This is a genomic window from Coleofasciculus sp. B1-GNL1-01 (assembly GCF_040220235.1).
Taxonomy (GTDB): domain Bacteria; phylum Cyanobacteriota; class Cyanobacteriia; order Cyanobacteriales; family Coleofasciculaceae; genus Coleofasciculus.
In genome coordinates this window covers 1-13,197 of record NZ_JAVJTO010000034.1, presented here as the reverse complement: position 1 = coordinate 13,197, position 13,197 = coordinate 1, and the positions used below count along the sequence as shown (strand labels likewise).

Sequence of the window (13,197 nt, the reverse complement as noted above, 5' to 3'; positions counted from 1 at the left end):
TTTTATCTTAACCTCAGAGGCGAGGGCGACCTGAGTTAATTGAGTGGATTGGAGTTGTTAATTGGTGTAAGCGGGTTACCCCTACAGGGAACAGGGAATTTCTCATCAACCTTCCCTTGAGTTACATACCAACTTTTTTAATCGAGTCCACTGATTATCCGTAGTAGGATGAAGAATAGTTAAGTAGTCAACACAGGGAAAAAGACTTATGGCTTTAAGCGTTGGTGATAAAGCTCCGGCATTTACCGCCAAAGATGATGCAGGGAATACCGTTTCCCTGTCCGACTTGGCGGGGAAAACAGTAGTTCTCTATTTTTATCCCAAAGACGATACCCCAGGTTGCACCAAGGAAGCCCAAAGCTTCCGGGACAACTATGCTGAATATCAAGGCAAAGATATGGTTGTTCTCGGTGTGAGCATGGATGATGAGACATCCCATAAGCAATTTAAGGAGAAGTATGGCTTGCCTTTCCAATTGCTCGCTGATCCGGATGGCACGCTGACCAAAGCTTATGATGTTGAAGGCGGTGGTTACTCCAAGCGCGTCACTTATGTGATTAACGGTGAAGGGACGATCACGTATGTTGATGAGAAGGTGAAAACCGATTCCCATGCTCAGGATATCCTAGCCAGCATGAGCTAGTGCAAGAAGGCAGAAGGCAGAAGGCAGAAGGCAGGAGGCAGGAGGCAGAAGGGCAGAAAGCTTATACCATAGGATTTTGCACCTTTTTTAACTGGAGAGTAGAGACGCGCCGTGGCGCGTCTCTACAATGGTGCCGAAAGTCCTAATCGATGTGTCTACTGCTATAGATTGGTAGAGACGTTCCGCCGGAACGTCTCTACAAAAGGGAATGTTGTGAGGACAGTTTTATCGAGTTGCACCTCCGGTGGGAACAGAGGGGGAATTCGGTTGAACTTGTGGTTGATTTCTCAACCGTTCCCGTTGTAGCCGCCGGAACTCCTCTGTCGCATTGTCTAAGTTTTGATCCAGTTCGCTGTTAAATGCTTCCGAATCAACGCCTAAACGGGAGCGATGGATAAAATCAAAGACATTAAAACCACTGTTACCCGTGGTTCCCGTGAGTGAATCTCGCTCATTTTGCCGATTATCGAGATCTTCTAGGGGATTCACCCGTTCAGTGGTTTGTGCGATCGCTCCTTCAGGCATAATGATTGAGGTCATGCTAACAACCACTCCTAACCCTAGGGAAGCGAAAAGGGTTGAGGTGAGTGCCGGAGTCAATAGGGTGCTGATCTTCATGGCAATTAACCTGTTTATTTAGAAATACGATTAGATTTCTATAAGGATACGGCAGTTCTACCAATAAGGACACGGCAGTGCCGTGTCCCTACTATAGCGCCTCTAATTATTTTTATCTGGGATTTTTTCCCGATCGCTATCATCAGCCATCTCTTTCTTAACACGTTTCCAGAGCGATCGCTCTTTTAATTCCCCGTAGGGACGTCCCGCTAGCACAAATTGACAACTGTGTCCACTCAATTTTATCGGATCGCCCTTTCTTTTCACAGGAAGTCTAGATACCTGAGTCGGGGCGGGTGTAGGGTGCGTTAGCCAAGCGTAACGCACCATTTCAAACGATAGCTAATTGTGCCAATTTTTTATGGGCAAACTCTCTAACTTTCTCATCGGGGTCATTTTCGGCTCTGTCGCGCAGCAAGGGTAGAGTCTGGGGATGGTTAGGATATTGTTTGACAATGATTTCAATGGCTAATTGCCGAGGATTGTCTTCCCAGTCTTCCTCTCGCACAAAGGGATCATTGAGAGCGCGATCGCGTAATAATTCAAATAACCATGGCTCATCTTTCCAGCCTTTTGCTAATTCTTCCACCGCTGCGCCTCGCACATACTCATCGTCATCAGATTGGGCTTTTTGTTTCAGCCAAGGTAAAGTGTCTGGAGAATCATGCCAGGTTATCGCAATTGCCGCAACCGCTTCGATGCGAATTGCCCGAACTAAATCTGCTTCCTCGCTATAAGATTCATAATAATAAGGTAAGTCATACTGAATTAAACCATTAATCTGATTCAATAATTGAATCACCGTTGATGCAATACCCGAACGATTTCTCACCTCAGACAGACAATCCGCCGCTAGAAACACATTAATAAACTTTTCCGCTTCCCCCGACTGATTCCTCAAATAATCTATAATCTCCCCAGCCAACTTAGGCTCAATCATCCCCACAATCAGCCGTAACACTTCATGCCAAGACTCATCCTGCCAATGCTTCCCAAAAACCTCGGTTTTCAACGCCTCCAGAGAAAGCGTTCGTTCTTTCTCAAACTGCCAAACATATTCCCAGGCACAGAAATATTCCAAAAATGTCCGATGCACAAAAGCATAATAATCTGCCCCCATGAAACATAAAATAAAATTCCGTTCCCGCAGTTGCTTAATCATCACCCTAGCCACCGCCCTAGGATTATTGATATCTAATGTTTTCAGATAATCCGTCAAAATTCCTTCTAACTCATCCGCCGCAATCAGATTACCCGCCAATCCTTTCTCTGCTGCTTGCATCTGATAAGCTACCCGACGCAACATCGCCTGCTTATCTTTATAATCAATCGTTTGAATCTCTAACTGCTGATGTTCCACTAACGCCCGTTCCACATCCCATTGATGCAGCAATACTCGCGAGGCTTGGTTGTATAATTCCGGTCTATCTTTGGGTAATTCCTGATTGCGATTTAATATTGCCATCATTGTCAATAGCAGCGGATTTCCGGCGAGTTCGCGAATCGCTTTTGATGTATTAATTGCCCGTTGCAGCCGTTCCCGCTTCCTTTGTTTATCTACTTGATTAGTAAAGGTTAAATCATGCCAACGGGTAATAAACTCCTGAATCTGATTTGCCTCTAAATCTTGCAACATAAAGTGATAAAACTGGGCATCTCGTAACCGCTGGGGTTTATAGCCAATCACACGAGACGTAACAATTACCCGCACATCAGGATAATCATTGGTGAAGCGATGAATATCAGTAATCACATCCTCCCGTTTCCCCGGATCAAATACTTCATCCAAGCCATCAAACATGACCAAAGCATTTCCGGCTTTTAACTGTTCTACCAGTTGATGCTGATTCAGATGACAGACAATCCCACTGCTATCATGGAAAAATTCCAGGAAATTCTTACATTGTCCCACATCGCGATTTCGCATATAGGTGCGTAATTCAATCAGCAGGGGTATCGGCTGTAAACTGGCATCATTGGGGGTAGAATTTGCCCAATCTAATGCCAAATATTGCAACAAGGTAGATTTACCCGAACCCGGATCACCGAGAATCACCAGATAGGGATAGTTATCTTTATCGTTAATAATTTCCTGAATCGGACGAATTGGCTGTTGAGAATAAACCTGTTTATATTCAGTTAACTCTTCCACAGACACATCCGCGTCAAGTAGATGACTCTCTCGCAGTCGCCGCTGATGTTCTTTAGGGAGTTCATAGACTTGGGGTAATACCTGATGAACTTGTCGCACATTTTGGGGAATAAAAACGTGCCAGAGTTTTAGTTCATTATAGGCGCAGCCTGTGGTATCTAAACTGGATAGGTTTAAATGACTGTAGCGTTCCCGTAATCCTTCTTGATATTTAGTGATATTAAAATCAGGATTAATTTTGGCATTGTCTCGAACCTGTTGTTCAATAGATTCCAGAATCTCTAATGTTAACAGTTCCTTTAACTCTGGCGAATTGCGGACAATGCGTTTCACATCTTTAACATATTGCTTGGCAATCCCATCCCAGTTAAACCCAGTTGGCATATCGGGAGAATAGCGCTGTCTCCAAATTATCCTTAATTGATTATCGTCGATGCCACGACAATTTTTTTCAAAGGCTTTTCCTAATAGGGGTTTAACTTCATCGTCTTGGAGAAACCGCCCAATTGCTATTTGATAAGTGTCTCGAACTTCGGCTTCGGTTAACTCACATTCAAATAAGAGTTCATCTTCGATGAGTTTGAGCAATTGCTGTAAAGCCTCACCCAGCGCTTTTTTCAGGATATCGGGTTGGGCAGATTGTACCCCGGTTTTAATACAGTCTTTAAAAAAATCTTTAACATAGTCTTCTAACGCTTCTTTCCCCAGTTTCAGGAGGATATCCTTTAAAAGTAAGTCGTTGAGGATAGAAACGCCTAGCGCTGTCCAAAGTTCCACCATGCTGCTAATTCCTCTAGAAAACGTATGTTTACCCTTTAAATTAAAGTGGGTGGGACCCTGCCCACCCTACGGTATATCAAGGGTTTTAGCCCTCCCAAACTGCCAAGTTTCAATGCCATTAGGCAAATCGACGGCGCAGCAATGGACTAATCAGAACTAAGGCGACAGTAGCAAAGCCAAACAAGACTAAAACAGCCCCACCAAATGTAATTGAAGCCCAAGGTGCTTCCATGACAACACTACCTAAAGACCAGTCTCCATGGAGGTAGAGATAGCGAATCGGTTCAATTGCATAACTTAAGGGATTGAGACTGGCGACAAATTGTAACCATCTTGGCATAAAGGATAGCGGCGCTAGGGCAGTGCTGGCAAATAACAGGGGTAAGTTGGTGACAAAAATGACGGCAATGAGTTCAATATGACCCGGAAGCACAAAGGCGAGTCCCAAACTTAATGCTGTCATCCCGATTACCAGCAAGAAAACAATCAGCGCGATCGCACCCAGTCCGGCTATATTAGGAAAACCCGCACCCATAACTGCACTAGCGGCGACAATCACGACGGCTTGGATAAAGCTGAGGGCGACGATATAGATAGCGGATGCGGCGACAATGGAGAAGCGAGACGCCAGAGGTGCAACCAGTAAGCGATTCAGAAAGCCAAATTCCCGGTCAAACATCACGGGTAAGCCAGAATTCAGCGCACCTGCGAAGGCGGTAAATACAATTACACCTGCACTCAGGAATTGGGCATAGGATAAGCTTTCGCCAAAGAGTCCTTTTGGTGCATTTTGAAATAACGCCCCAAATAGAATTAGCCACATCAATGGTTGAATTACGCCAGCAATTAAGGTAGAGGGGCGTCGTTGCAGTTGGATAAACAGGCGTTTAGTGAGTGCCAAGGTTTCTTGGACAAATTCACCGACACCCGCCTTATCGCTGACAGGGACTTGACTTACCACGTCGGGTTGCCAATTAATTTCTGGTTTTGATGGTGTTACAGTTCCACTCATAATGTTATTTGTTATTGGTCAAAACACTGATTTCACGGATTTCTTAGACCGATGGGGGTAGGGACATGAAAGGTTAGTTACACTGATTTCACTGATGGGTTAGTTCTCTATCCACAATGTTTGTCATGGCTTGTCGTTATTTGAGCATCATCTCATCATTCCTTCATCCGTTGCTTTTTCTCTGCCTTCACATCTCGTGTTCCCGCCGCCGCGAGTTCAGCATCCATTAAGGTTTGACCTGTGGCGGCTAAGTAGACATCATCTAAACTAGGTCGAGATTGGGCAATGCCAAAGATGGGTAATCCAGCATCTTTTAAGGATTGCTGAATGTTGGTCAATGCGTCACTTTGGGGTTTAACCACTAAGTTGAGGGAATTTCCTTGTGCCGTATTAATAATCACTTCTTGGACAAAGGGTAACACCTCCAGCTTTTCCTTGGCATTTTGGGCTTCTTCCATAGGCGAGAATTCCCGGATGCGGAGGGTTATGCGATCGCCTCCCACGTTATCCTTTAACTGAGAGGGTGTACCTTCGGCAATGACAACTCCTTTGTCGATAATTGCCACGCGATCGGCTAAAATATCTACTTCTTCCAAATAGTGGCTGGTAATAAATATGGTCGTACCCGCGTTTTGCAATTGACGCAGAAATTCCCACACCACTACCCGACTCTCGATATCAAGTCCCACGGTGGGTTCATCCAGAACCAAAACATCGGGTTTATGGAGTAAGCCGGAAGCTAAATCCAAGCGCTTGCGGATTCCGCCGGAGTAGGTTCCCGTCTTTTTATCAGCATACTCTTGCAAGCCCAACACCTCTATCATGGTATTGACCCGCTCTTTGGCAATACTACTGGGTAGGTGATATAAATCTGCTTGGAGTTGCAGTAACTCGCGCCCTGTCAACACTTTGTCTAATGCCACTTCTTGGGCGACATAACCGATGCGACGACGGACGGCTCTAGGATTCGCGATCGCAGAAATTCCCGATACCTCAATCTTACCCGCGTCCGGTTTACTTAAAGTACACAGACAGCGAATCGTTGTGGTTTTCCCCGCCCCATTCGGACCAAGTAAGCCAAAAATCTCACCCGGTTCGACGTTCAGAGAGATGTCCTTCACGGCTTCGACATCCCCGTAGTATTTTTTTAGGTTCTCGATTAAAACGGCAGCAGCCATATATCGTTCTATACCTGAGTTGGCTATACAAATCTATACAATTAGCTGTCTTTTTATTGTAAGGGGTTTGTCGGCAGTGGGGGGAGAATTGAAAATAATGCACATTTATTTCTCCTTGTCAACCTGCTATGGCTTTAAATTTGTAATTGAGGTTGACAAGGAGAAGGGGGGAGAGGAAGAGAGCCAATTAGCTGTATCACGCCACTACAATTTAGCTCAATTCGACTTATTCAGGTTTAACCGAAACAAAAGAAACTGCGTAATCTGTGCTTCATTAAAATTATCATCACTGACTAATACCAAACTCTGACTCCCATCGGGCAACCGTGAACCTAGAGTCATCCCTTCCAGATTATCTAAATAAATTCCCAAAGTACTTAAATCAAGGAGCAATTTTTTCTTCACCGGATCAAGGCGAGAAATATTCCCCTTGAGACTGGCAACATTAGATGTATCGGTTGCCCCACCCAGGGTTAGTTGATAAATTTGGGCGCTGAGTCCCAACAACCCATAACTCCGTTCTAAACTAAGAAAGTGACCTTCTGTATCTAATGCCACTAATTCCGATAAGCCATAATCAATTGTCCCTTTGGGGGCGGGAGCCAGTGGATACAAATGTTCCGCTACTAGCATGGGTGGGGCAATATCGCTAATTAAATAATGCAGCAACCGAATTCGGGGAACCTCCTCTGAATCTGGGGGTAAACTATCTTGAATTAACGCCGATTCCGTTGCTGTAAATAGGCGAAAAGGATCGCCACTCGCCGCCGCTAATGTAATGGGTTCTAAGGTTAATGCTTCAAAGCCTAGGTTCTCTTGTACGCCACGGGGAACTTGTTCCTCTTCTGTAGTATTATTCGGGAGAAAACGGTCAGGAATTCGCAAGCGTTGCAACGGTTGTCCCGTTTGGCGGTCAAATTCTTGAATAAAGGGTTCAATTCCCTGACTAGGAACCCCTTCAGTGGAAATAAATACACCACCTTTACCGGATAGGGCGATGCCTTCGGGGTCAATGGTTCCCGCCGGATAGGGTTTGCCGTTTTCGTCTTTGAGAATGGTTACATCCTCCACGGTGACGGATTCAATCCCAATTTCTCCGGCTGAGTCGCGGTTAATTGCCAGCGCCAGGGTGTAAAATCGGGCGGGTGCGAGATTTGACCGATCATCGGACAGTGCCAAAAAACGATCGCGATCGCGATCATAGGAGAGGGCGGATAAGCCGCCAACGGGAGTATCCTCAAACCTCATTGGTTTGGGCAGTTGATACTCCGCCAAAAAGTCCAAGGATAAATCCAGAAACGTTCGCTGTTCGGCGGTTCTGGCGGTTGAGGGACTACAGCTTGTCGTCAACAGAGTCAATAGCGCGATCGCCACGACTAAGAGTCGAGACAATAGGGGGCGAAATGTCTTGATTTTTAAGGGATTTTGTGTTAATAGCTGACTCATAAGAAATGTCAAACGTCTTAGGGTAAGGGGTTCCTGTAGAAACTCTAAGTTGATTTTAAGCGTCAATGGTGATTACGTTGGCAGATAAGATAATAATTAATCAGACTTAAGCTCTGAACTAAAGTTCTCGAAGAGAAGCCGCTTTGCGTCTACGGGCTAAAAGCTCGCGTCCCGTTCAAACGGGTTAAAAGTCTTTAAGGTAGTAAACTGTAGCTTACTTTAGCTTAAAGATAAGAAATTTATTTCCTGGCTCTACTGAAAACAGTGTTGCATCTTATACAGCTTAAATTAATGAAAAAAGTTCAACTCCTCTTTTGCATCGCGACACTCTGGTTAGGGTTAAGTAGTCCAACATTAGCCCAACCCGCTGAAACAAATCCACCCAATCCCCTAGAACTGGATACCACTGGTGATCCCCTGCTTCCCAATCCCCCCGTAGAACGCCCTTTAAGCCCCTTAGAACGCCGCCGACTGAGGGAAGATCTCAATCAATTAAATAATCAAGCCGCCGCCGAATTGAGGGCGGGAAATCAAGAAGAGGCGTTTGATATCTGGTATCGAGAAATTCGGTTACGGCGAGTTCTGGGTGGACGATTAGAAGAAGTCAAAACCCTAGGGCGCGTCGGTGAAATTGCCTGGAGTCGGAATGCAAAATCCCAGGTACAGTTAATTACTAAACGCTTAGAAACGATTCAGCAAAACGCTGAGGAAGAAGGAGAGTTAGATCCAGAACTTTTAGGTGCATTAGGTCAAGCTTATCGACAGGTACGAGTTCCCAGAAATGCCCTAGCTATCTATGAGCAAATTTTAGCCGATGCTCGTCAACAAGAAGATCTAGAAACTCAAGCCGAAACCTTAGAAACCATCGCCCAACTCCACTTGGCTTGGTTTGATTATCCCCAAGCCGCCGCCATTTATGAAGAATTACTGGCAATAGCCCAAGCAAGGCGCGATCGCGTGGCGGAGATTAACTATTTACAAGAATTACTCAACATTTATAAACAATCCCAGAAACCCGAAAACGCCCTGCGGATCAAGGAACGGTTAGTGGAAAGTTACCTCAACCAAGAAAACTACACGCAAATTCCCGCCCTAAAAATTGGGATAGGTGCCGACTACGAAGCCCTGAATCAACCCGAACAAGCTTCTCAAAGCTACCAAGAAGCTTATGCACTCGCTTGGTCATCACAACAGTTTGCTTATGCCAGTGATGCACTCGAAAAATTAGCCCAACTCTATTTATCTTACGACCAACCCGACTATGCACTCCAAGTGTACGAAACGTTGATTATTGTGGAACAACAGTCCTACAATTATTATGGGTTGATGCAAGCTTACGATCAAATGGGTCAGATTTATCTCACCCAAAACAAGTATGCCCAAGCCTTAGACGCTTTTCAAAAAGGTCTAGAATTAGCGCAATCATTGCAGTATAGAGAAACCCATTTTGCCCGTCAAATCGAGAAAGTTAATCAGGAGGAAACAAGTAATCAGTAATAAATCTACCCTCGAAGAACGTGAACAGTCAGCAATAGGGGCGAGTTTAGGCAATCTGTAGGGGCGGGTTTAGGGACTAAATTTCGCTATTCACCAATAAATGAACAACAAAACCCGCCCTATCCACCGATAAATGAACAACAAAACTCGCCCTATCCACCAATAAATGAACAACAAAACCCGTCCTTCTCACCAATAAATGAACAACAAAACTCGCCCTCTTTCACAAGTAAGCTGATGTACATTTAAATTGATTATTCCCTGTTCCCTGTTTCCCATTCCCAGTTCCCTTTATGTCTACCAAATATATCTTAGTCATTGACGATGAACCCAATCTTTGTTTAGTGATCCAAGCTTGCCTGGAAACGATTGGCAACTGGCAAGTAATCACGGCTGAATCCGGCAAGAAAGGACTACAGTTAGCCCAAACTGAACAACCTGATGCGATTCTCTTGGATGTGATGATGCCGGATATGGATGGGTTAACCCTATTGAAAGAGTTACAAAACTCTCCCAGCACTCAGAAAATCCCCGTAATTTTACTCACAGCAAAAGTGTTTAACAACGACATCACTCAATTTGATCAGTTAGGTATTGCTGGAGTTATTGCTAAACCCTTTGACCCAATGACGCTAACTAAGGAAGTAACTAAAGTTTTGGACTGGTCATAATGTAAGTATGTGGACACAACAAAAGTTAACGGTAGAGATCGTCATTTGTCATTTGTCTTATGTCATTCGTAAAGGTTTGAGGACTACTCACCCTTAGAAAAACCCGGCTGATTCATACAGACGCCGGAGAACAGCCATAATCCGATCGCCATAATTCAAGTCAGCCGACCAACGTCCGCTCAACTGCTGAACTAGGGGTGCAATTCCACGAGTGACAAAGCGAAATCGGGGACTGACCACTTCTTGTACCAAGGGTTCTAAACTGGCGTAGGCTTTTAATTGTTGAATATGAGCGCGAACGCCTAATCGGGCGCTGGGGAATGTTGCTCCCTCCGGATCACCCCCAACTGATCCTAAGCCGCCAAAGTTATTTTGACTAGGTTTCAAGTCGCCACCAAAACGGAGGAAATTCGTTTCCACCATGGCTTGAGAAAAGGCGATATCATAATTTACCCCCTCAATGGCGGCTTCTTCCCGGTAAAGCTTGGGTAAATCCGGAAACTGAGCCAAGGCGTCTTCATTATTGGCTTTGAGAAACATCATTAACTGCACTTCTGACGTATTCCCATGTGCCATAATTCGGTCAATTTGACCCGGACAAATTTGTAAAATAGAGCGCAAAATTACCGTCCGTGTCGCTGCATCCCAACCCACTGAAATATTATAATCTCGCAATTCAATCGCTTTGACATAAACCACTCCTCGATACTGAAGGCGGCGAATACCGGGAATCGTGGTTAAATCCACACCCAAGCGATCGGCTAAGTCAATGGGAATATAGGCATTGTTATTGACAATAATGCCTTGCTCTCCATACGTTTGATTATTAATCTTGATATTAATCGAAGGATAGGTAACATCCGTTCCATTTCCTCCCGGTTCCGTTCCCGAAACCGCTCGACTCCACGCCGCTAGTCCATCCGCAATCCCTAACGCCATTTCGCGGCGGCGATTTTGAATAATAAAGCGATCCTCTGGATTGGTGAGATAGCCAACCTCCATCAGCAGCGAAGGAAGAATCGTATCGCGGGTAAACGCCAGAAAACCCATCCCTGTCGCCGTATCCGGCTTTGCGCCTCGGTTTGGCAATTGGGGAAGACGCCGCAGGAGTGCGAGGAGGATCAGTTCTGCATGATTTTTGCGTTCAGTGTTATTGGCAATGTAGTAAACCGCCGTTCCTCGGACACTGGGATTGGAGGAAGAACCCGCATGAATTTCCAGCGCCACATCGCCGGGACGATAACGAGCATTAATCCATTGGATTGATTCAGTTGAACTCAAATCATCCGGGACAGAGAGAACCTCAAAGCCACGCGATCGCAACTCCGGGACAATCTGATCCCGCAGCAGAATCATCTGTTGAGCTTCCGTTGTACCGCCTGCGATCGCCCCTAGATCGCGTCCCCCTTGTTCAATTCCTCCGTGTCCGGCAGAAATAAAGATTCGTCCCATTAGTTACTTGTCCTCAGCACTGATCAGTCGCACTCACTGCCACTAATCCAGAATAAGGATTTCGGTGTCTTTCGGCTAGTGCATGAGCGTATAAGTTTTTGTTCACCTCCATCCAGAGAAAGAAATGGTGTAGAAATCTAGCCCACCCTCTCTGGGAGCCAGAGATAGTGTTACCATCAATAGTTAAATGTGGTTTTCATCTAGGCGATCGGCTATGGCTAAACGCAAAAAGCACAATCTCCAATGGATCAAGGAAACCCTAGAGCTAAAAGAAGACCACAACTGGACATCCAAGCCAGGACATCGGATCTTCGTAGCAGGGCGAGGAGCATTGCGCTTTGATGTTCCCGAAGATTGGCATTTTGAACCAGATACCAAATCGTTTCGGTTTCTGGACAACAAGCCACCCAACGATGATTGTCGCTTAGAAGCGTCCTATAATCTACTTCCTCCAGGCGACTGGGCTGAATTTCCCTTAGTTTCTTTATTAAAGCGAGTCGTTCGAGATGATGAGCGGAATATAACGGAGAAGGGCGAAATTATTGAACTGAAGCGCCAAACCGCCCGCATCGTCTGGACTCAATTCAAATTTATTGACCCTAACGAAAACCGCGACGCCTATTCCCGCATCTGTATTGGGTTAGGTTCTGGCGTTCAATGTTTGATTACTTTTGACTACTGGGTAGATGATGCAGAGCGTTTGAACCCCGTATGGGACACGGTGATGGACTCATTAGTGCTGGGGTTATTTATCCGCGATCCCAGAACCGGATTCGCCTTCCCGGATTAGTCAGATCCCCGACTTCTTCAAGAAGTCGGGGATCTTAGCCAATCGGGGAAGTCGGGGATCTTAGCCAGTCGGGGAAGTCGGGGATCTTAGCCAATCGGGGAAGTCAGGGATCTTAGCCAGTCGTGGAAGTCGGGGATCTAACTAATTTATAGAGTCGATAAGTTCAATAATTTCATCAAAAAGGTAGGTTCGCGTTCCATTAACTGGGCAAAACCAAGGATAGCATTTAAAGGCGTGCGGAGTTCATGACTCATATTGGCCAGAAAGGTACTCTTAGCGCGATTAGCCGCTTCAGCCGCTTCTTTGGCAACTAAAAGTGCTTCCTCTGCTTGTTTCTGGGCGGTGATATCTGTAGCAATACTTGTGGCAATCCAGCAATCTGCGGAGTCATCCCGAACCGAGGAGACGTTGAATGAAAACCAGCGCCATTTGCCATCAGGGTGATGATATTGATACTCCCCCTGATTCACGCCCTCAACAAAAATTTGATTGAAGGTGTTTTCGTGAATGATGGCTAATTCTTCTGGTACATGGCGCGATAAGTAGGGAGTTTTGTCAGCCATTAACTCTTCGGGAGAGTATCCCCAAAGTTCAAGGCTACCAGGCGGCTCTTCTAGAGTAATTATGATAAATTACCTGTAAAGAAAAACAAATAATTGAAATATTTTTACACTCAAAGTTGCCTTGAGTCCCTGCTGTACCTTGATTTGAGGTCAGCTTTTATGATATAAAGTATTCTGAAAATGAACAGCAAAAATCAAAGATTAATACTATGCCATCTAACTCCCTTTTATTTTTCGTTACAAAACTTATCAACTTTGAGGGTTTTAAAGCCACTAACTATTGGTTTATAACCGAAAATGAAATCTTAATTGAATTAGCGAATAAATCCAATAAAGCCACCTGTCCTTATTGCCACAAATCAACTGATAAAATACATCAATCTCATCAATATAGA

The 13,197-nt window shown here is 45.1% G+C and carries 12 protein-coding genes and 1 pseudogene; 5 read left to right on the top strand and 8 right to left on the bottom strand.

Annotated elements, in window-relative coordinates:
- The first annotated feature begins 208 nt into the window (after positions 1-208).
- The gene (locus RID53_RS07955) at positions 209-643 is read left to right on the top strand and encodes a peroxiredoxin (protein ID WP_446387598.1); all 435 of its coding nucleotides are present in this window, start codon (positions 209-211) and stop codon (positions 641-643) included.
- Positions 644-868: 225 nt separating this feature from the next.
- On the opposite strand, the gene RID53_RS07950 is transcribed toward RID53_RS07955, so the two are convergent.
- The 6 genes from RID53_RS07950 to RID53_RS07925 all read right to left on the bottom strand — a co-directional run bounded on the left by RID53_RS07950 (position 869) and on the right by RID53_RS07925 (position 7,829).
- The gene (locus RID53_RS07950; protein WP_446387597.1) at positions 869-1,261 is read right to left on the bottom strand and encodes a hypothetical protein; all 393 of its coding nucleotides are present in this window, start codon (positions 1,259-1,261) and stop codon (positions 869-871) included.
- 102 nt (positions 1,262-1,363) lie between these two features.
- Positions 1,364-1,528, bottom strand: coding sequence for a hypothetical protein (locus tag RID53_RS07945; RefSeq protein ID WP_446387596.1), 165 nt, complete (start codon positions 1,526-1,528; stop codon positions 1,364-1,366).
- A 64-nt stretch (positions 1,529-1,592) separates the two neighbouring features.
- Positions 1,593-4,193 carry an NACHT domain-containing protein gene (locus RID53_RS07940; RefSeq protein WP_446387595.1) on the bottom strand — a complete coding sequence of 867 codons (2,601 nt, stop codon included), beginning with the start codon at positions 4,191-4,193 and terminating at the stop codon, positions 1,593-1,595.
- Positions 4,194-4,311: 118 nt separating this feature from the next.
- Positions 4,312-5,205: an ABC transporter permease gene (locus tag RID53_RS07935; protein WP_446387594.1), complete on the bottom strand. Its 894-nt coding sequence runs from the start codon at positions 5,203-5,205 to the stop codon at positions 4,312-4,314.
- Positions 5,206-5,360: 155 nt separating this feature from the next.
- Complete coding sequence (locus RID53_RS07930; RefSeq protein ID WP_446387593.1) at positions 5,361-6,383, bottom strand: ATP-binding cassette domain-containing protein; 1,023 nt, start codon at positions 6,381-6,383, stop codon at positions 5,361-5,363.
- A gap of 216 nt (positions 6,384-6,599) precedes the next feature.
- Positions 6,600-7,829 carry an esterase-like activity of phytase family protein gene (locus tag RID53_RS07925; RefSeq protein WP_446387592.1) on the bottom strand — a complete coding sequence of 410 codons (1,230 nt, stop codon included), beginning with the start codon at positions 7,827-7,829 and terminating at the stop codon, positions 6,600-6,602.
- A gap of 291 nt (positions 7,830-8,120) precedes the next feature.
- On the opposite strand from RID53_RS07925, the gene RID53_RS07920 reads away from it, so the two are divergent.
- Positions 8,121-9,326: a tetratricopeptide repeat protein gene (locus RID53_RS07920; protein WP_446387591.1), complete on the top strand. Its 1,206-nt coding sequence runs from the start codon at positions 8,121-8,123 to the stop codon at positions 9,324-9,326.
- Between the two features lie 293 nt (positions 9,327-9,619).
- On the top strand, positions 9,620-9,997 hold the full coding sequence (locus RID53_RS07915; RefSeq protein WP_446387590.1) for a response regulator: 378 nt from the start codon (positions 9,620-9,622) through the stop codon (positions 9,995-9,997).
- Between the two features lie 93 nt (positions 9,998-10,090).
- Here the strand turns inward: RID53_RS07915 and tftA are convergent, their stop codons facing one another.
- Positions 10,091-11,449, bottom strand: coding sequence for a hormogonium tapered terminus morphoprotein TftA (gene tftA, locus RID53_RS07910; protein WP_446387589.1), 1,359 nt, complete (start codon positions 11,447-11,449; stop codon positions 10,091-10,093).
- 214 nt (positions 11,450-11,663) lie between these two features.
- Here tftA and RID53_RS07905 point away from each other — a divergent pair, with 214 nt between their 5' ends.
- A complete protein-coding gene (locus RID53_RS07905) occupies positions 11,664-12,239 on the top strand; it encodes a hypothetical protein (RefSeq protein ID WP_446362103.1) in 576 nt (191 codons plus the stop codon).
- Between the two features lie 146 nt (positions 12,240-12,385).
- Here the strand turns inward: RID53_RS07905 and RID53_RS07900 are convergent, their stop codons facing one another.
- Complete coding sequence (locus tag RID53_RS07900; protein ID WP_446387642.1) at positions 12,386-12,862, bottom strand: histidine kinase dimerization/phospho-acceptor domain-containing protein; 477 nt, start codon at positions 12,860-12,862, stop codon at positions 12,386-12,388.
- 149 nt (positions 12,863-13,011) lie between these two features.
- Between RID53_RS07900 and RID53_RS07895 the strand changes: the two are divergent.
- Positions 13,012-13,197: pseudogene (locus RID53_RS07895) on the top strand (hypothetical protein); the annotation flags it as partial.

What these genes read in the sequence shown, in the direction of transcription:
- RID53_RS07955 (WP_446387598.1), top strand. Translation starts at nt 209, where the DNA reads ATGGCTTTAAGCGTTGGTGATAAAGCTCCGGCATTTACCGCCAAAGAT.
- RID53_RS07950 (WP_446387597.1), bottom strand. Translation starts at nt 1,261, where the DNA reads ATGAAGATCAGCACCCTATTGACTCCGGCACTCACCTCAACCCTTTTC.
- RID53_RS07940 (WP_446387595.1), bottom strand. Translation starts at nt 4,193, where the DNA reads ATGGTGGAACTTTGGACAGCGCTAGGCGTTTCTATCCTCAACGACTTA.
- RID53_RS07935 (WP_446387594.1), bottom strand. Translation starts at nt 5,205, where the DNA reads ATGAGTGGAACTGTAACACCATCAAAACCAGAAATTAATTGGCAACCC.
- RID53_RS07930 (WP_446387593.1), bottom strand. Translation starts at nt 6,383, where the DNA reads ATGGCTGCTGCCGTTTTAATCGAGAACCTAAAAAAATACTACGGGGAT.
- RID53_RS07925 (WP_446387592.1), bottom strand. Translation starts at nt 7,829, where the DNA reads ATGAGTCAGCTATTAACACAAAATCCCTTAAAAATCAAGACATTTCGC.
- RID53_RS07920 (WP_446387591.1), top strand. Translation starts at nt 8,121, where the DNA reads ATGAAAAAAGTTCAACTCCTCTTTTGCATCGCGACACTCTGGTTAGGG.
- RID53_RS07915 (WP_446387590.1), top strand. Translation starts at nt 9,620, where the DNA reads ATGTCTACCAAATATATCTTAGTCATTGACGATGAACCCAATCTTTGT.
- tftA (WP_446387589.1), bottom strand. Translation starts at nt 11,449, where the DNA reads ATGGGACGAATCTTTATTTCTGCCGGACACGGAGGAATTGAACAAGGG.
- RID53_RS07905 (WP_446362103.1), top strand. Translation starts at nt 11,664, where the DNA reads ATGGCTAAACGCAAAAAGCACAATCTCCAATGGATCAAGGAAACCCTA.